This window comes from Pontibacter brevis (genome assembly GCF_054779655.1).
Window position 1 is genome coordinate 78,593 of record NZ_BAAGXV010000034.1, and the last position, 18,133, is coordinate 96,725.

An 18,133-nucleotide genomic window follows, 5' to 3' on the forward strand; every position below is an offset into this window, starting at 1 on the left:
ATGACGAAAGTAGCATTTGTTACAGGAGCTACCTCCGGTATAGGCCGGGCTACGGCTTTTGAGTTAGCCAAAAAAGGGTACCATATTATCGCCACCGGCCGCCGTGCAGAGCGCCTGCAGGAGCTCAGGCAAGAACTGACCGAAGTGCCAGTCTATGCCTTGGAGTTTGATGTGCGCGATAAGGAAGCGACACAACAGGCCGTAGATTCCTTGCCGCAGGAGTGGAGGCAGATAGAGGTACTGGTGAATAATGCCGGCAATGCCCATGGGTTGTCTGCCATTCAAAATGGCTCTTTAGATGACTGGGATGCGATGATTGATATAAATGTAAAAGGCTTGCTCTATGTGAGCCGCGCTGTGCTTCCCCTCATGCTGCAGCACAAGAAGGGCCATATTGTGAACATTGGATCCATTGCCGGAAAGGAAGTGTATCCGAATGGTAACGTTTATTGCGCTTCCAAACATGCGGTGGATGCTATTTCCCAGGGAATGCGCATTGACCTCGTTCAGGAGGGAATACGGGTGTCTGAAGTAAATCCGGGACTGGTAGAGACCGAGTTTTCAGAGGTGCGCTTCAAAGGGGACAAAGAACGGGCTGCTGCTGTGTATAATGGTTTTCAGGCGCTGCAGGCGCAGGATATTGCAGAAATTATCAGCTTTATTGTAACAAGGCCTGCCCACGTAAACCTGGCGGAAGTGCTGGTGCTGCCAACGGCACAGGCAGCTGCTACCATCGTGCATAAGCAACAATAGGCGCATTTCTATATAACCCGCTTGCCTTACCTTCGTAACAAAAGAGAGACACTTGTAACAGATGCAAGTCTTAAACTTTTACAATAAAACAGATAGAGTTATGGCAAACGAGATAGAAGAAGAAAGAAATAAAAATAAAAACACCAAACCAGCTAGTAACGCTAATTCACAGCCCATGCCGGAAGAATATTCTAACACGGCCAATCATAAAGGTGCTACAGATTTAGGTACGGATGGTACAAAGGCGACTGCCAGCCAACAGCAGGGGCAGGGAGCTTGGGATTCGAAGAACAACGATAACAACCGCAACGGCAGCAGAAAGAGTGGCAAAGGCCAGGGTGGCGGTACTGCAACAGGTCAGTAAAACAAAACAATGATAAAAGCAAAGGGCGGCACCTACAGGTGCCGCCCTTTGCTTTTATCATTGTTTATGGAACTCGGTTCGGTAATTTCTGGCAAGTACAGTACAACTTAGAGCTGAGATCCTTTGGAATGAACCATCAGAAGCCTTCCCTGTCAAAGGCATGCACGCGCACATCGCTGGTTCGCTTGTCTTTTGTTTCGGGGCCTGCCTCCAGTTCGGTGCCACGCTTGGTGTCGTACACCCAGGTTTTCTTACCCCAACCGCCTACCTTAGAAGTGTCCTTTATTTCATCTTCGCCACGACCGCCGTATATCTCTATCTTTATACCTTTGTTTACCTCTCCACTCACTTTAAATTCATCGTCTCCTGCCAGGCCATGCAAAGTTATCAGGTCGGTTTCGGCACGCTTAAACACCCGGTGGTAGGTTACTTTGTCGTCTGATTTCCGACGTACTGTTACCTCTGTCTCTTCGTCGTTCAGGCGCTTTACCTCAAACTCATCTTCCTTGTCGTTGCCCACAACCAACACCTCTTTGGCTAATATCTCATAAAATTCTGCAGCGGCTTTTGGCAGGTTGTTGCGTCGGTTAATGAGCTTTCTCTTCGTGCTCTCACCCACTAGTTGGTAAACTGAGTCGGGAAACTGCCGGACAGCCTGTTCTATCACCTCGTCTGTGATCGCGGTTTGAAGCTCTTTTGCCAGCGAATCGAACTGCTGCCGTGTGAGTTCAGACAGGGCGCGCTTGTCAATAAACTCTGAGTTGATGGTTAGGGCGTATACATCATTGAACTCATCATCAAAAGACTCAAACTTACGGATGCCCCAATTGCGGCTGAAGAGCCAGGGAATGATGCCATCTTGGAATCTGTAATAGACATTGTCCCGGTCTTTCGGGATGGGGCGGTATATACGGTCGCCCTCTACTTTATACTGGGCCCATTCCCATTGCCCTTCGTGGCGGTCCCAGTCGTGAATGAGAATATCGAGGAGGCGGGCTTTTCCAAAAGCCACTTGGTCAATAAAAGTGTCGTCTTCGCTGTATCGGTTATTTAATACAGTGCCAGAGCCATCTATGTCCACGGCATCTCCTAAGGCAGGTGTCAGTGTATTTTTATCATCAAATTTTTCCTCCAGCATAAACAACCTGTCGCTGAAGCGCTCTTCGTGCTCACCCAAGGCTTTATAGCCGGGGGGGATGTAGTATAGTTTAGGGCTGGAGTGTGGAATGCCGGCTGCGGCTGCCATAGGAGGTACCGTAAGTGCGCCATACGGGTTGATGGCTGAAATCTGGTCCCGGAGAACGTTGGCAACAAAAGTGTTGCGCCAAAAAGCAGGAATTACGGTTACAGGGTCTTTGTCGAGTGTGCGTAGTGCATAGGTAAAGCCGTTAGAGTCAGACAAGGTCATGCTGGTGGTTTGGAATCCACCGCCCAGTTTCTCAAATTTCAGCCCTCCTTTTAAAGTGTCCATGTTAAATACAGGTACCGTGACCGGTGCGTCCCAGACAGGACGGTAGTGTGAACCCCAGAAAATGCGATGTAGAAAGCCGCGCTTATAATGCTTTCCTGCTTTTACAGTCACACTGTCTACCGCTTCCGGATATATTGTTAGCTGCTCATGAACATCAGGGCGAACGACCGGCGTTTTGGCAAAGAAATTTCTTCTGGCACAGCCAGCTGAAAAAGCCAGGAGTAATATAAGTAGGATTTGCCTTGGGTGCATCTTTTAAGGAAGTGTAAGCTTTTTGTGAACTATCTAACGTAAAATGGCCATAATGTTTTCAAACAGCTTCTGCCTCTTTTTTTAGTGAACAATGAGGGGATAGAGGATATGTAAGATTCAGGTAGGAGAATGATGAAAAAGCACCCGGTTGAATGATGTGCCTAAATAAAACTTGTGAAAACCATTGTGGTGTTACTCAAGGATATAGTCCCTGATGTAGGCTTCATAGGCAGGAGTAACATCTGCGTCTTTAGGTGATTTAAAAACGATGCCCTTACCTGAAAGCCTGTCAGTGGTGAAGAATTTTTCGCCAGTCAGACGTTCTTCGGGCGTGAGTTCTAAAACACATCCACCCGCGATGTTTGGGGCCACCTGGTCTGCCGCTTTATCACTTAGTTTCTCTATCTGAACACGAATGATGTTTACCAGGTGTAGACAGCGGTAGATGAGCATATGCATCATCTAATTTGAAGTCTATTTTAAAAACTGTAATTAATTGGCTTATTGTTATTTAAAACCTGTGGTAGTTATTGTCGTTAGATAGTACATTGAAAATATAATGATATAAAGCTATGCAAGACGACTTACATAATGAAAGACCCTATAGGGCATCACCTTATGCAGGGGGAAGGCCTGCCGTAGGACTAAGTGCTTTGAAAAGAATATCCTGGGGAGCTGTTTTCGCCGGGCTCGTGGTAGCCTTAGTGGTTCAGCTTACGTTGAGCCTACTGGGGCTTGGAATAGGAATGGGCTCCATTGACCCTGCAGAGGAGCAGAACCCTATGGCTGGCTTAGGTACAGGTACACTGATATGGTGGATTGTGAGCATGCTTATTTCGCTCTTCGCAGGCGGATGGGTGGCTGGCCGGCTGGCAGGTATGCCAACTGGTTTTGACAGCATCCTGCACGGTATCCTTACTTGGGGGCTGTTTACGTTGCTTTCCTTTTACCTGTTAACGACTACAATTGGGAGCCTGATTAGTGGCGTAGGAAGTGTGGTCGGGCGTACGCTGTCTCTTGCCGGGCAAGGAGTGGCCGCGGTGGCGCCGCAAGCTGCGGAGGCTATTCAGGGTGAGCTGCAGGAACGGAATATTAATTTCCAGACTGCAAAGCAGGAAGCACGCCAGATTTTGCAACAGACGGGCAGACCGGAACTGCAGCCTGAAAACATTGAGCAGGAAGCGAGGCAGGCAGGCAGCCAGGTGCAGGGAGCAGCAGGAGAGGCGGCAGCAGATCCCCAGTCCGCTAGCTCTACTTTTGACGAAGTAATGAACAGACTATATGGACGAGGGTCAGATGTGGCCAGCGCTGCAGATCGGGAGGCAGCGGTAAATGTGATTATGGAACGTACCGGTAAAAGCAGAGCGGAGGCAAACGAAATAGTAGACAGCTGGATTTCTACCTATGAGCAGGCAAAGGCGCAGTATAAAGAGACAAGAGCACAGGTAAGCCAGCAGGCACAGCAGGTTGGAGGAGACGTTGCTTCTGCCATATCAAAGGCAGCCATTTATGCTTTCTTCGGTCTTTTGCTGGGTGCCATTGCAGCAGCTGTTGGTGGCAAAGTAGGCGAGCCGCATGATTTAGCCGTTACAGGCGGTAATGCTGTAGAAAAGATATAGGATTCCCATGTAATCCGAATAATCAAAAACGGCCAGCTATAGATGTACAGCTGGCCGTTTTTGATTTAAGGTATCCCAAATTAGTCCGCTCTTGACATACGGTTACGCTCGTTCTCGTCGAGGTAAATCTTACGCATACGGATGCTCTTTGGCGTTACCTCCAGGTACTCATCCTTCTGGATGTATTCCATGGCTTCTTCCAGAGAGAAGTTCTTGGCAGGCGCAATCTTTACGTTATCGTCAGAACCAGAGGCACGCATGTTGGTAAGCTTCTTACCTTTTTGAATATTCACCGTGATATCATTCTGGCGGCTGTGCTCTCCGATTACCTGACCCATGTATACATCTACACCCGGATCTACGAAGAATACACCGCGGTCCTGCAGCTTATCGATAGAGTAAGCAGTACCAGGACCTGTTTCCATCGAGATGATAGAGCCGTTGTTACGGCCAGGGATGTTGCCTTTGTATGGCTCGTATGCCATAAAGCGGTGGTTCATGATAGCCTCACCAGCAGTGGCAGTCAAAACGTTGTTTCGCAGACCAATCAGGCCACGGGCAGGAATGTTGAACTCCAGGTGCTGCAGGTCGCCTTTCGGCTCCATAATGGTCAGTTCACCTTTACGCTGCGTTACCAGTTCGATTACTTTACCGGCAGTTTCTTCCGGCACGTCTACTACCAGGTGCTCAATTGGCTCGTGGCGCTGGCCGTCAATTTCTTTATAAATTACCTGAGGCTGACCTACCTGTAGTTCATACCCCTCACGGCGCATGGTTTCAATCAGTACAGACAAGTGCAGGATACCACGACCGAATACCAGGAACGTGTCTTCACGGTCAGTTTCCTGCACACGCAGGGCCAGGTTTTTCTCTGTTTCCTTGAACAGGCGGTCGCGCAGGTGGCGTGAGGTCACAAACTTACCTTCTTTACCAAAGAAAGGGGAGTTGTTGATCGTGAACAGCATGTTCATCGTCGGCTCGTCAATGGAGATACGAGTCAGTGGCTCCGGGTTCTCAGCATCGGCAATGGTATCGCCAATATCGAAACCTTCAATACCTGTTACAGCACAGATTTCGCCGGCAGATACTTCCTGCACAGTTTTCTTGCCAAGTCCTTCAAATATCTGAATTTCCTTGATACGCCCTTTCTTGATACTACCGTCTGCTTTGCACAAGCTAATCGGCATTCCTTCCTTCAATGTGCCACGGTGTACACGACCAATCGCAATACGGCCCACAAAAGAAGAGTAGTCAAGGGATGTGATCTGCATCTGAGGTGTTCCTTCACGGTATGGAGCAGCAGGAATCACATCAATGATGGCATCCAGCAAAGGGGTGATGTTATCAGTTGGCTGTGTCCAGTCGGTGCTCATCCAACCCTGCTTGGAAGAACCGTAAAGTGTCACAAAGTCAAGCTGGTCTTCTGAAGCATCCAGGTTAAACATCAGGTCAAATACCTGCTCGTGCACTTCATCAGGACGGCAGTTTTCCTTGTCTACCTTGTTTACTACAACAATTGGCTTCAGACCTAGCTGAATGGCTTTGCCCAGTACGAAACGGGTCTGTGGCATGGCACCTTCAAAGGCATCTACCAGCAGGAGTACACCGTCAGCCATTTTCAACACACGCTCTACCTCGCCACCAAAGTCGGCGTGGCCAGGCGTGTCGATGATGTTGATCTTTACGTCTTTGTAACGTACCGACACGTTCTTTGAAACGATTGTGATTCCGCGCTCGCGCTCCAGGTCGTTGTTGTCCAGAATAAGGTCGTCAAACTGCTGGTGCTCAGCAAAAAGCTTAGAAGCGTGGATAATTTTGTCCACGAGCGTCGTTTTGCCGTGGTCTACGTGTGCGATAATCGCAATATTTCGAATGTTCTGCATTTAATTGGTTTTTCGAGCCGCAAAAATACTAAAAAGCCTTTATACTTTAAGTATGCTGCTCGAAATAAACAGGTTATGTATGTAAATAAATTCCCGAAGCCTCAAATGTTCTCGGTTAGAAGGCAAACATTATCATCTTTGAGTTTGTTTCTTAAGCTGTTATAAAATTATAAAGGGCATAAAGCCAACCGCGCTCTTGCCCCGTAACTGTACTTATGAAAGCATTTTATTTTATTTTACTAACAGGTGTTCTGCAACTTGGCGCATGTGCACAGCAGGAAAATACAACAGACCGGGCATTCTCCACAGCTGCCACTGGCAACGAACCCCTTCCAGATGAGGTGGTAAAGGAACTGAATGAGCAGGTACTAGGCGACACTGTAGTAAAAACGGAGCAGGAGTGGCGGGCGCAACTCACTACGGAAGAGTACTTTGTACTGCGGCAGGAAGGCACTGAACGGGCCTTTGATAATGCCTACAATGACAATAAGAAGAGGGGCATTTATGCCTGTGCCGCCTGTGGTAATCCCATGTTCACGTCTGATACAAAGTTTGACTCTGGCACCGGTTGGCCAAGTTTTTATGCGCCCATATCAGAGAAACGGGTGAAGGAGGTGGAAGACAGGACCATGGGGATGCTGCGTACAGAGGTAGAGTGCGCCCGCTGTGGTTCCCATATTGGGCATGTCTTCGACGATGGGCCTAAACCTACCGGCTTGCGCTACTGCCTTAATTCAGTAGCCCTCGACTTCGAGGAAAGATAAATGAGCTGTCTCCTATACTGCTCTGCTATACCTTTGCTGTTAACACAAAAGCAAAAGCTTTTATGCTAGAATTTTAAGCGCCTGCAGCATCACCAAATCGCTTAACCTGTTATATTGTTATTGATTTATTACGCATATCCTATTTATGAATAACCGCATCGAAGCGCTGCAGCAAGCGCTAAAGGAGCACAGGCAGCGCCTGTTGCGCCACAATGTGTACCAGTCCTTAGAGACCCTCGACGACCTGAAGCTGTTTATGGAGCACCACGTGTTTGCCGTCTGGGATTTCATGAGCCTGCTGAAGGCCCTGCAGCGCGGCCTGACATGTGTGACCTTGCCATGGGTGCCAAAAGGTAGCCCCAGCACCCGCCGCCTGATAAACGAAATTGTGCTGGAAGAGGAAACCGATGTGGACCAGGAAGGCAATCCAATAAGTCATTTTGAGCTGTACCTGCGCGCGATGGACGAGGCCGGTGCCGATAAGAGCCTGATAGAGCAACTGTTGCAGAGCATTGCGGAGGGTAAAAGCGTGAACAACGCACTGGACCACATCCGCATAGATGCCAGTGTTAAATTTTTCGTACGCAACACGTTCAGCGTTATCAATTCCGGGAAGCCGCATGTGGTGGCCGCAGCCTTTACTTTTGGCAGGGAAGACCTGATACCGGATATGTTCCGGAATCTTATCAAAGACCTGAACAAGCGCTTTCCGGGCAAACTCGACATATTCATTTACTACCTCGACCGCCACGTGCAGCTGGACGAGGAGGTGCATACACCGCTGGCGCTGCAGATGGTAGCAGAACTGTGTGAAGATGACGATGAGAAGTGGCTGGAGGCATTGGAAGTGTCCCAGGCCTGCATTGAGCAGCGCATAGAACTCTGGAACGGTATCCGGAATATGTTGCCCTCAGAGGCCTAGCTTACTGATTGGAAGATTGTTAGTTGTTGATTATTAGTTAACATAGTTGAGAGACGGCTGGGTTCTCTCAGTCAGCTAACTTTGTAGCCATGTAACAATTCAATCATCAACAACTAACAATCAACCTGCGCCTGCCGTATCTTTTAACAGAACAACTAAAAGATAGCATAATGGCAGAATTACATTCAGAAGCTGAAAACATAGAAAACACCGCACAATGTATTATAGAAGCCTTCAGGGAGATGGGTTTGCAGGCAGGCAATGTACTGCCCTATGAGCAACTGTACCCTTACCTGCAGGAGCATTACCCGCACTACAAAGATGTGCAGAAGGAGGCAGAGCATCATCTCAATAAAGAGGGTTTTGTGAATCCTGCTCCGGATGGCTTAATGCTGACGCAGGTAGGGCATCAGCATGTGTATGGTGAAAAGGCGTAGAGGCCACACTAAAGATTTTTTTACAGAAAGTCTGATAGAAAAGGGCAGGGGTTATAGCTTCTGCCCTCTCTTCGTTTATTGACCATACACTATCCTGCAGGAGCTTTTCTGCCGCGAATTGCAGTTGCCTGACTCCAACATGCGCTTTTCATCCGTATACTAGTTTATAGGCACCAGCATAAGAGGAGTATGTTAGAACAGATGAGAGTGAAAATGGAAAAATATAATTTATATATAGTTGGAATAACATTGATGTGCAGTGCTGGTTGTACGTCTTTGTCGGAGGGACAGGAAACATTGCCACCTGACGCCGTGGTAAATGAACGGGTAACCCTGCGGCCTACACCACAAGGCACTTTGGGACGACAGATGGGAGGGGTGGCCAGCGAAATAAACCGGAAAAGAAACATTGAGGAATTTGACAGAAACGGGCCGGCAATGACCCCGAATACGTTACGTCCACGCCAGCTGCCTTATTCCCCCATCGACTCGACTAGGCATAATATTTACTGGCCCATCCGGCCTGTTGTCAGGCCAATCCAGATAAACCAGTAAGTAGTATAAACACAGAGGCCTCCGCTTTATATTAAAAGCGGAGGCCTCTGTGTTTATTTAAAGTTATTTAACTCTTTCCGCCTGCATCATCTGCCTCTTCATCATCCCCCAAGTGTAGTTCATCCGGCTCCAGGTTCACATACACCTCATTTTCAGGAGGGGTGTTTTCTGATTCTCTGTCTACTTTCCTGGACGCAGGATTTTGTGAGAGTTCATTCTCATGGTCTTTCTTTCCGAGGTTTTCCCCATCGTCCCTTCTCGTTTTTTGACTATCGTGATGTCTCATATCAGCATATCCTTTAGGTGATGCTTTTTCTTACGGAAAAAAGCCCTGCAGGTCAGATATTGTTTCAGATTTTGGCATTTGCACCCGCAGGGCGGTGCAATACGTTCTCTATTTGTATATTTGTATTTTAAAACGAGACATGACAACAACTCCAAAACGATATACCGTAACGGCTGCATTGCCTTATGCCAACGGGCCCGTGCATATTGGCCACTTGGCTGGCGTGTACCTGCCTGCTGATATCTATGTGCGCTACCTGCGATCACAGGAGCGTGATGTAAAATTTGTGTGCGGCTCTGATGAGCATGGCGTACCCATTACTATCCGCGCCAAGAAAGAAGGCATCACGCCGCAGCAGGCCGTAGACAAGTACCATGAGCTGATTAAAAGCTCCTTCGAGGATTTTAATATTGCTTTCGATATCTACCACCGTACCTCTTCAGACGTGCACGCAGAAACGGCCGCTGGTTTTTTTAAGAAGCTGTACGAAGAAGGCAAGTTTATAGAGCAAACCACCCAGCAGTATTATGACGAGGGCGCGCAGCAGTTTCTTGCCGACCGCTACATTGTGGGTACCTGCCCGAAGTGCGGCAACGAGAATGCCTACGGTGACCAGTGCGAAAGCTGCGGTACTTCCCTTAACGCCACCGACCTGATTAACCCGAAGAGCACACTGAGCGGCCTGAAGCCAGTGATGCGTGAAACGAAACACTGGTACCTGCCCCTGAACGATTTTGAACCGTGGCTGCGCGAGTGGATTGTGGAAGGGCATAAACATGATTGGAAGCCGAACGTGTACGGGCAGTGCAAAAGCTGGATTGACCAGGGGCTGCAGCCGCGTGCCGTTACCCGCGATTTGGATTGGGGTGTACCGGTGCCGATAGAAGGTGCCGAAGGCAAAGTGCTGTATGTTTGGTTCGATGCTCCCATTGGTTACATTTCCGCTACCAAGGCCCTGACAGAGGATTGGGAGAAGTACTGGAAAGACGAGGAGTCGAAGCTGGTGCACTTTATTGGTAAAGACAATATCGTGTTCCACTGCATCATTTTCCCGAGCATGCTGAAGGCGCATGGGGACTACATACTGCCGGATAACGTGCCTGCCAATGAGTTCCTGAACCTGGAAGGCGATAAAATATCCACTTCCCGCAACTGGGCCGTATGGCTGCACGAGTACCTGCAGGACTTTGCCGGGAAAGGCGATGTGCTGCGGTATGTTTTGGCTGCCAACGCACCCGAGACAAAAGACAACGATTTTACATGGAAGGATTTCCAGGCCCGCAACAACAATGAGCTGCTGGCTATATTGGGTAACTTCATCAACCGCGCAGTGGTGCTCACCCAAAAGTATTACGAGGGCGCTGTACCTGCCCGTGGCGAGCTGCAGGACATTGACAACGAGACACTGGAGCAACTGGCAAAATACCCAACTGTCATTGCTGAGCTGATTGAGCGTTACCGGTTCCGGGAGGCGCTGAGCGAACTGATGAACCTGGCCCGCCTCGGCAACAAGTACCTGGCTGATACTGAGCCATGGAAGTTGATTAAAACAGATGCGGAGCGTGTGAAAACCATCATGAACATTGCGCTGCAGATTTCTGCCAGCCTGAATATTCTGATGGAGCCTTTCCTGCCAACCACAGCGACTAAGCTGAGCAACATGCTGAATAAGCCTGTTGGCAAATGGGCAGAGGCCGGAGCAGCAGACCTGCTGCAGGTGGGGCATACCCTTGGAACGCCAGAACTACTGTTTGAAAAAGTAGAGGATGCCGCCGTTGATGCACAGGTGCAGAAGCTGCTCGATACTAAGAAAGCAAACGAAATAGCCAATGCCGTAGTGGAGCCAGCCAAAGATAATATCACTTTTGAGGAATTCTCGAAGATGGATATCCGCATTGGTACTATACTGGAGGCTGAGAAAGTAGCCAAAACCAAAAAGCTCCTGAAGCTTAAGATAGACACAGGCATCGATCAGCGTACCGTAGTTAGCGGCATCGCAGAGTACTATAACCCGGAGGATATCATCGGGCAGCAGGTAAGTATCCTGGTGAACCTGGCTCCACGCGACATCAAAGGCATCACAAGCCAGGGCATGATCCTGATGGCTGAGAACGCTGACGGTTCCCTTGCCTTTGTGCAGCCAAGCAAGAAAATTGTGAACGGTGGCGGAGTAAGCTAGGCGTTGCCGTAAGAACCCAATTTTAACCCTCCAGAATTTTAGAGACTCTGGAGGGTTTTTATTTATACTGCCATCACTACCTCATCCACGTTTGGAATGGCGGCCCGCCTGTTAGCGTGTTGCTTTTCCATCTGCTCTACCACAAGGTACAAACCACCCGCCGTGATAACAGCCAGTCCACCGGTTGCCCACCAGAGGGTAGTAAACCCATATAAGGATGCGATGGTGGTGCCAAGATAAGGCGCTGCCACCAGTGGGGCCGTGTAAGCAATCGTGAACAAGCCCATATAAGCGCCCCGGTTGTGGATTCCGGAGCGTTCCACAGTAATGGTGGACATAAATGGCATAGCAAATATCTCAGACAAACTGAAAAACAGCATTGAGAACACCAGTACACTTGTGTGCTGCACCATGTTAAGGAGCATAAAGGAAATGCCCAGCAGCAGCACGCCTGCTACTATCATTACCGCCTTTTTCATATACTTAGCCAGCAGGTAGATCAATACCATTTCCACTGATAAACAAACCAATCCATTAAAGGACATTAAAAAGCCAATGTGATCCTCTGATAATTGGTGCACCTGCTTGTAGTAAAGAGGAAGGGTGGAGAACAACTGATAGAAGATAGTGGCAAAACAGCAGCACAGCAGTACGAAAAGCAGAAAGAGAATGTCTTTGTAAGGGGACAATGCTACTGCCGAAAGTAGCTGTTCCTGTTGTTGTCCTTGCTCCTGCTTTGATGCAGGCTGTTCGCCTTGCCTGCCCAGGAAATACCAAAAAAAGAAGATGCCGGCCAGAATACCCGTTACGCCATTCGCTATAAAAATCCACTTGAAAGAGAATGCTGCCAGCACACCGCCTAAGGCCGTACCCACAATAAAGCCTACATTCACGGACATCCGGTTGAGCGAAAAAGCGCGTGTCATCGTATCAGCAGTGGCATATTGAGCAACAGCCGCAGCATTTGCAGGGCGCAGGGTATCGTTTACCAAACTGAGTAGAAATACGCCACCTGCCACATATTCAAACTGATGCAGTTGCAGGATGAGAAAAAAAAGGAAGCCCCCGGCAACCTGACTGATGAGTTGAATGTGAAAATGCCCGTACTTATCGGTGAGCCAGCCACCGAGAAAAGAGGCGCATACAGAGCCTAGCCCATAGATGCTCAGAATAAAACCTGCCTGGCTCAGGTTAAAATGCAGCACCTCGGTTAGATAAACAGCCAGGAATGGCATGACCATGGCGCCGCTTCGGTTTATAAAAACCATTACCGCCAACATCCAGGCCGGCCTGGAAAATCCACTGAAAGCGTTACGAAAAATCTGTAATATTGGCATCATAGCACAGGAGCAGCTGGTAAACCATTGTAAATGTAGTGTTTATATTTGCTTTACAAAAGCTGTTTTTCTCCTGTAACTGTTGTTAGCCAAATAAAAACAGGGGAGAGAGCTTACCCCACTACCAGTCTCTCCGTTTCAGATGCTTCTGCCTGTTTCTCCAGCCTTTGCTTCTCCATCTGCTGCACTACCCAGTAAAGGCCGGTTGCTGTGAAAATAGCCATGATGCCCGTTACCCACCAGAGCGTAGCGAAGCCATAGGCAGCAATGATAGTAGTGCCCAGGAGAGGGGCTATCACATGCGCCGCTGCGTAAGAGATAGTGTACAGCCCCATGTAAGCGCCACGGTTTACGCTGTTAGAACGCTCCACCGTGATGGTGGCCATAAACGGCATAGCAAAGATTTCGGATACGCTCAGCAATAGCATGGAGAGGTAGAGCACGCTCAGGTGCTGCATCATGTTCAGCAAAACGAAAGACACACCCAGTATCAGCAGCCCCGCGGCTATTAACACTTGCTTCTTGATGCGCTCGCCAATCAGGTACACCACTATCATCTCCAGCAGAAATACGATGCATCCGTTTAGGGCCATCAGCAGGCCAATCTGTCCTTCCGGCAACGCATACTCTCCCCGCCAGTACAGGGGCAGGGTGGTGAACAGTTGGAAAAACATGACAGCAAAGCTGCAGCACAACAGCGCGAACAGCAGAAAGTAGCCGTCGCGGTACGGTGAGCGGGCAGCGGGTGCTTTTACTGTTAAGGAGACCTGCTGCTGTGGCGGTGGCGGGTGTCCCTGCCTGTGGCGAAAATAGAGGAAAAAGAAAATGCCTGCTGCTATACAGGTAGCACCATCGGCAATAAAAAGCCAGCGATAGGATAGTGCCGCCAGCGCACCACCAATGGCCGGACCTACTGAAAAGCCAAGGTTAATGGCCATGCGGTTCAGCGAAAAGGCCCTTGTCATGTTTTCCGGCTTGGCATAATGTGCAATGGAGGCAGAGTTGGCAGGGCGCAGGCAGTCGTTTACTAGGCTAAGGATAAATACTCCAGCCGCAAGGTGTTCAAACTGCCGCAGGTTGAGTAGCAGAAAGTACAGGCTGCCACCCAGGGTAAGGCTCACGAACTGTACCTTAAAGTGCCCGATTTTATCAGTCAGCCAGCCTCCAAGGAAAGAACCGCACACGGACCCCGCGCCATAGATACTGAGTATGATGCCTGCCTCCCGCAAACTGTAGCCCAGCATATCTGTGACATAAAGGCTCAGGAAGGGAGTTACCATGGAGCCGCTCCTGTTGATCAGCATCACCACAGACATCATCCAGGCAGGCTTGGAGAGCCCGCCAAAGGCGTTGCGGTACAGGAGGAAGAGGCGTTTCATGGCTCTGGCTGGAAATGTTGAGGGTAGCGCGCTGCAAATGTAAACTTAAGGAACAGATTACAAGACAAAAAGAAACGCAGGATATGGCGCCTCTACGAAGGATACAGCCAAGTTGCTTATTTGGTGTTGTACTGGTTCATGGTGCGCTCAAGACCTATCGTGCCGAAGGCAATGACAGACTCAGCCGCTTTTTCTATCAGGGCCTGCAACTCAATTTGCTCGTCTGCACTGAAGGTGCTCAACACATAGTCTACCTGTTTGCCTTTAGAGAAGGCGTCGCCCACACCAAAGCGGAGGCGTGGGTAGTTGTTATGGCCCAGCGTCTGTTCAATGTGCTTCAGGCCGTTGTGTCCGCCAGGGCTGCCTTTGGCACGGATGCGGATTTTGCCAAATGGCAGGGCAATGTCGTCGGTAATTACCATCATCTGCTCAGGCGACAGCTTGTGGCTGTTGAGGTAATGGCCAACAGCTTTGCCACTCAGGTTCATGTAGGTCGTTGGTTTAACCAGCACAAAAGTGCGGCCTTTGGACTTTACCTCTGTCACAAAAGCATGGCGGCTCACATCAAATTTACCTTCATACTTTTGCGCCAGGTAATCGAGCACCATAAAGCCGATGTTGTGGCGGGTTTCAGCATATTCAGGGCCGATGTTACCCAGGCCCACTATCAGGTATTTCATACTTGTATCTTCTTCAGGCGTGGCGGTGGTTATGCCCAGCCACTGTTTTATTATTTGCAGCATGTTTTAAATAGACGTTAGACACAGGACATAAGATATAAGACTTCCTTTCAAAGGACAGATACGCCTTAAAGAATTTCCGCAACGGAACGCGCTAAATACTAAAGCATATGTTTTAAAAAGTCTTGTGTCCTAAGTCTTGCTACTTGTGTCTGTAAAGAAACAAAAAATCCTGCCCTGCTTGGAGGCAGGACAGGATTTGATGCTATAAAGCTGAGTGACCTTATTTCTTGCCGGCACGAGCCTCTTCCATCTGCGCACTCTTCAGGGCACGTGGAATAGTTACTGTAGCGATTGGAGAACTTGGGTTAGTAAGGATCTCGTAGTTCTCAGACTTAACTTTCGATACTTTGATTGACTTACCAAGCTCCAGGTCAGAAATGTCAACTTCTACGTAGTCTGGCAGGTTAGCAGGAAGTGCTTTCACTTTCAGTGAACGTAGTTTCACAGCCAGCTTACCACCAAGAATCACACCAGGAGAGTTACCAACAAACTTCACAGGAACATCCAGTTTCACTGGCTTATCATCCTGCAGCTGAAGGAAGTCTACGTGCAGCAGCATTTCGTTCACTGGGTGGAACTGTGCATCCTGCAGTACCGCTCTGTAATGTGTACCTTCAATGTTAAGGTCTACTTCGTATACTTCTGGCGAATAGATTAAGTCTCTGAACAGGATAGCTGGCGCATAGAAGTGCACTTGCTCTCCGCTGCCATACAATACACCTGGTACATAAGACTCATTGCGCAGCTCTTTTGACTGCTGCTTACCGAGATTTGCTCTTTTAAACCCTATAATCTCTAAAGTTTTCATAAAAATGAATTTGTTAAAATGATATATCGCTACAAAAGTATAGCCTTTTTTAGTTGTTGGTTATTTGTATTTGGTTGTTCGCATTCGTTTCAAAGAACACGCGATGGGTGACAAATAACGTCATTAAATAAACAGCGAGCTTATCGACTCGTGTGTTACCACGTTGTTGATTGCCCGGGCAAACAGGTCTGAGAAAGACAGCACTGTAATTTTTGACGACTCCCCTTTCAGCGGAATCGTGTCTGATACAACAAGTTCTTCTAACACAGAGTTCTCTATACGCTCATAAGCCGGCCCCGAAAGGATAGGGTGTGTGGCAATAGCGCGTACAGATTTTGCTCCTTTGTCCCGCAACAGCTCTGCTGCTTTTGTGATGGTACCTGCCGTATCCACCATGTCATCTACAAGCACCACGTCCATGCCTTCCACATCGCCGATTACCTGCATAGAGGCAATCTCGTTGGCACGTTTACGGTACTTGTCGCAAACAACCATCTCGGCCCCGAAGTTCTTGGCAAAGGCTCTTGTTCTTACCACACCTCCAACATCCGGAGAAGCAAATATCAAGTCGTTGCCCAGGTTCTTGCTACGCAGGTAGGGCACAAAGATGGCAGAACCATCCAGGTGATCAACCGGAATATCGAAGAAACCCTGGATCTGGCCTGCGTGCAGGTCACAGGTCATCAGGCGGTCTGCACCTACCGATTGTATGGCGTTGGCCACCACTTTAGACCCTATTGATACTCGTGGCTTGTCTTTTCTGTCCTGGCGGGCGTAGCCGTAGTACGGCATCACCACGATGACTTTGTGCGCCGATGCCCGCTTAGCGGCATCCACCAGCAGCATCAGTTCCATCAGGTTATCGGTAGGCGGAAAAGTTGACTGAACAATAAATACCTCGGCTCCGCGTACTGATTCGTTGAAGTGGACACCTATCTCACCATCGCTGAAACGCGAGATGGTCAGATCTCCGAGTTTAGTGCCATATGCGGCAGCTATCTTCTCAGCTAAGTATTGTGAAGCAGATCCGGAAAAAATTTTAACCTGTGGCATAACGGGGCAGAATACTAAATTGAGTTTCGTTTTATTATGCCTGCAAAGCTACCAAAATTTCAGATGCCTCCCATCAACAATCTCTGATTTTAAATTACTTACGGCTGCTCCATAAGCAAAAAAAGAACAACACCTGGTGGGTGTTGTTCTTTTTTAAGTTGTCCGACCAGGGCTCGAACCTGGACTCTTCTGAACCAAAATCAGACGTGTTGCCAGTTACACCATCGGACAATCTCCCTACTTAACTTCAGAACTTTTGTCCTGTTGTTGTTTGGTGATGCAAAGATAGAGAGAGGTTTTTAAACTGCAAACATTTGGTGCAAAAAAAGTCAGAAAATTTTAGTCTGAAATCTGCTCCAGCGCCGTGCCATCGTGCTTTTTGGCTGCCTGAATACCGCCTAAAAGCCTGCCATCGATGTGGCTGTCGTAGGTTGTTACTCCCCTAATTTAATGAATTTCACCGCTTTATTTTAGAGCAAATTCTAAAAGGTCTCCCGCTGCTCTGGCCACTTGTAAATTCCGGCACTGCCCTGGCTTGGGCAAAAAAAAATAATGTGTCCTTTTTAGATTTTTGTCTCTGTCGATGCCGAAGCCCAGTCTTTCAGCATGGGAGGTTTCAGCAGCGCAATGTGTAAACACTATCTTTCATCCCGTGTGTCGGCTTTGTCAGCTTTTGCCCGATGACATTCTGTTGTTAGAATTCCTCTTCCAGAAGGCCTGGCTTTGGAGCTTTACTACTATGTCAGTACCTGCTCCCTGTTTTGCTTATTTGTCTTTGTCGCGAATCAGTGTAAGCAGGAACATATCAAAGAGTGTACCGCAGCAGGATACCCTTATATACTATATATAACTGCCACGGATTAAAACCTGAACTGCTTTGGTAACATCCTGCTTTCTTTCTGGAGATGCTGTGCGGTTAACAAAAAAAAGCAGGATTTTATCCGCCAGAGGTGTCACATGTGCGGTGTTTATGCGTAAAGAATTTTGCAGTACCCTTTTACCCTCTGATTCCCCTTTTTACCATGATAACCACTAATCCCGACATTGTTGTTACCACCTGTGGCCGAGAGTTAGATTTAAGCAACACTGAGCTGGTGATAGAGCGGTCAAATAGCCTGTTTAGTTATAATATCCATAAACTAAAATCCGGTGAGTATATTATAGCTGAGAAATTCTACGCGAACCCCTTTAATAACAGGTATATTCTTCTGAACGATGAGCAGATAGAAATGCTGAAGAATCTGTAGGTGTACTCTGCTTTCAGCAGGTCAGCACATAGGTACAGGTGCGTCTGGAGAACAGTTGGCTCATTATATAGATGAGCATGC

Annotated in this window: 18 protein-coding genes and 1 tRNA gene; 9 read left to right on the plus strand and 10 right to left on the minus strand. The window is 48.4% G+C overall.

All coding sequences use genetic code 11. The features are described from left to right. Nucleotides 1-753, plus strand: coding sequence for an SDR family NAD(P)-dependent oxidoreductase (locus tag ACYVB1_RS12145; protein WP_460923893.1), 753 nt, complete (start codon nucleotides 1-3; stop codon nucleotides 751-753). Nucleotides 754-853: 100 nt separating this feature from the next. Beyond that, nucleotides 854-1,117: a hypothetical protein gene (locus ACYVB1_RS12150; RefSeq protein WP_460923895.1), complete on the plus strand. Its 264-nt coding sequence runs from the start codon at nucleotides 854-856 to the stop codon at nucleotides 1,115-1,117. Nucleotides 1,118-1,253: 136 nt separating this feature from the next. Here the strand turns inward: ACYVB1_RS12150 and ACYVB1_RS12155 are convergent, their stop codons facing one another. Beyond that, entirely contained in the window at nucleotides 1,254-2,840 is a 1,587-nt protein-coding gene (locus tag ACYVB1_RS12155; RefSeq protein ID WP_460923897.1) for a hypothetical protein, read from the minus strand. A 192-nt stretch (nucleotides 2,841-3,032) separates the two neighbouring features. Beyond that, the gene (locus ACYVB1_RS12160; RefSeq protein ID WP_460923898.1) at nucleotides 3,033-3,293 is read right to left on the minus strand and encodes a hypothetical protein; all 261 of its coding nucleotides are present in this window, start codon (nucleotides 3,291-3,293) and stop codon (nucleotides 3,033-3,035) included. A gap of 119 nt (nucleotides 3,294-3,412) precedes the next feature. Between ACYVB1_RS12160 and ACYVB1_RS12165 the strand changes: the two genes are divergently transcribed. Further along, entirely contained in the window at nucleotides 3,413-4,459 is a 1,047-nt protein-coding gene (locus ACYVB1_RS12165) for a hypothetical protein (protein ID WP_460923900.1), read from the plus strand. A gap of 80 nt (nucleotides 4,460-4,539) precedes the next feature. On the opposite strand, the gene typA is transcribed toward ACYVB1_RS12165, so the two are convergent. Continuing rightward, on the minus strand, nucleotides 4,540-6,342 hold the full coding sequence (gene typA / locus ACYVB1_RS12170; protein WP_460923902.1) for a translational GTPase TypA: 1,803 nt from the start codon (nucleotides 6,340-6,342) through the stop codon (nucleotides 4,540-4,542). A 215-nt stretch (nucleotides 6,343-6,557) separates the two neighbouring features. On the opposite strand from typA, the gene msrB reads away from it, so the two are divergent. The 4 genes from msrB to ACYVB1_RS12190 all read left to right on the plus strand — a co-directional run bounded on the left by msrB (nucleotide 6,558) and on the right by ACYVB1_RS12190 (nucleotide 9,020). Further along, a complete protein-coding gene (gene msrB, locus ACYVB1_RS12175) occupies nucleotides 6,558-7,106 on the plus strand; it encodes a peptide-methionine (R)-S-oxide reductase MsrB (protein WP_460923904.1) in 549 nt (182 codons plus the stop codon). A 145-nt stretch (nucleotides 7,107-7,251) separates the two neighbouring features. After that, a complete protein-coding gene (locus tag ACYVB1_RS12180; RefSeq protein ID WP_460923906.1) occupies nucleotides 7,252-8,028 on the plus strand; it encodes a DUF3050 domain-containing protein in 777 nt (258 codons plus the stop codon). A gap of 170 nt (nucleotides 8,029-8,198) precedes the next feature. Continuing rightward, complete coding sequence (locus ACYVB1_RS12185) at nucleotides 8,199-8,465, plus strand: hypothetical protein (protein WP_460923907.1); 267 nt, start codon at nucleotides 8,199-8,201, stop codon at nucleotides 8,463-8,465. A 213-nt stretch (nucleotides 8,466-8,678) separates the two neighbouring features. After that, nucleotides 8,679-9,020 carry a hypothetical protein gene (locus ACYVB1_RS12190; RefSeq protein ID WP_460923909.1) on the plus strand — a complete coding sequence of 114 codons (342 nt, stop codon included), beginning with the start codon at nucleotides 8,679-8,681 and terminating at the stop codon, nucleotides 9,018-9,020. A gap of 67 nt (nucleotides 9,021-9,087) precedes the next feature. Here ACYVB1_RS12190 and ACYVB1_RS12195 read toward each other — a convergent pair whose 3' ends face one another. After that, on the minus strand, nucleotides 9,088-9,306 hold the full coding sequence (locus ACYVB1_RS12195) for a hypothetical protein (protein ID WP_460923911.1): 219 nt from the start codon (nucleotides 9,304-9,306) through the stop codon (nucleotides 9,088-9,090). Nucleotides 9,307-9,445: 139 nt separating this feature from the next. Between ACYVB1_RS12195 and metG the strand changes: the two genes are divergently transcribed. Then, nucleotides 9,446-11,485, plus strand: coding sequence for a methionine--tRNA ligase (gene metG / locus ACYVB1_RS12200; protein WP_460923912.1), 2,040 nt, complete (start codon nucleotides 9,446-9,448; stop codon nucleotides 11,483-11,485). Nucleotides 11,486-11,547: 62 nt separating this feature from the next. Here the strand turns inward: metG and ACYVB1_RS12205 are convergent, their stop codons facing one another. The 6 genes from ACYVB1_RS12205 to ACYVB1_RS12230 all read right to left on the minus strand — a co-directional run bounded on the left by ACYVB1_RS12205 (nucleotide 11,548) and on the right by ACYVB1_RS12230 (nucleotide 17,036). Continuing rightward, nucleotides 11,548-12,825 (minus strand): MFS transporter, encoded by a 1,278-nt coding sequence (locus ACYVB1_RS12205; protein WP_460923914.1) that lies wholly within the window; start codon nucleotides 12,823-12,825, stop codon nucleotides 11,548-11,550. A gap of 110 nt (nucleotides 12,826-12,935) precedes the next feature. Then, complete coding sequence (locus ACYVB1_RS12210) at nucleotides 12,936-14,201, minus strand: MDR family MFS transporter (RefSeq protein ID WP_460923916.1); 1,266 nt, start codon at nucleotides 14,199-14,201, stop codon at nucleotides 12,936-12,938. A 116-nt stretch (nucleotides 14,202-14,317) separates the two neighbouring features. Continuing rightward, on the minus strand, nucleotides 14,318-14,881 hold the full coding sequence (gene pth, locus ACYVB1_RS12215; protein ID WP_460924103.1) for an aminoacyl-tRNA hydrolase: 564 nt from the start codon (nucleotides 14,879-14,881) through the stop codon (nucleotides 14,318-14,320). 283 nt (nucleotides 14,882-15,164) lie between these two features. After that, nucleotides 15,165-15,752 (minus strand): 50S ribosomal protein L25/general stress protein Ctc, encoded by a 588-nt coding sequence (locus tag ACYVB1_RS12220; protein ID WP_460923918.1) that lies wholly within the window; start codon nucleotides 15,750-15,752, stop codon nucleotides 15,165-15,167. Nucleotides 15,753-15,875: 123 nt separating this feature from the next. After that, nucleotides 15,876-16,805 carry a ribose-phosphate pyrophosphokinase gene (locus ACYVB1_RS12225; RefSeq protein ID WP_460923920.1) on the minus strand — a complete coding sequence of 310 codons (930 nt, stop codon included), beginning with the start codon at nucleotides 16,803-16,805 and terminating at the stop codon, nucleotides 15,876-15,878. Between the two features lie 158 nt (nucleotides 16,806-16,963). Beyond that, a tRNA-Gln gene (locus ACYVB1_RS12230) sits at nucleotides 16,964-17,036 on the minus strand. A gap of 791 nt (nucleotides 17,037-17,827) precedes the next feature. Here ACYVB1_RS12230 and ACYVB1_RS12235 point away from each other — a divergent pair. Beyond that, nucleotides 17,828-18,052: a hypothetical protein gene (locus ACYVB1_RS12235; RefSeq protein WP_460923921.1), complete on the plus strand. Its 225-nt coding sequence runs from the start codon at nucleotides 17,828-17,830 to the stop codon at nucleotides 18,050-18,052. Nucleotides 18,053-18,133: the final 81 nt, after the last annotated feature.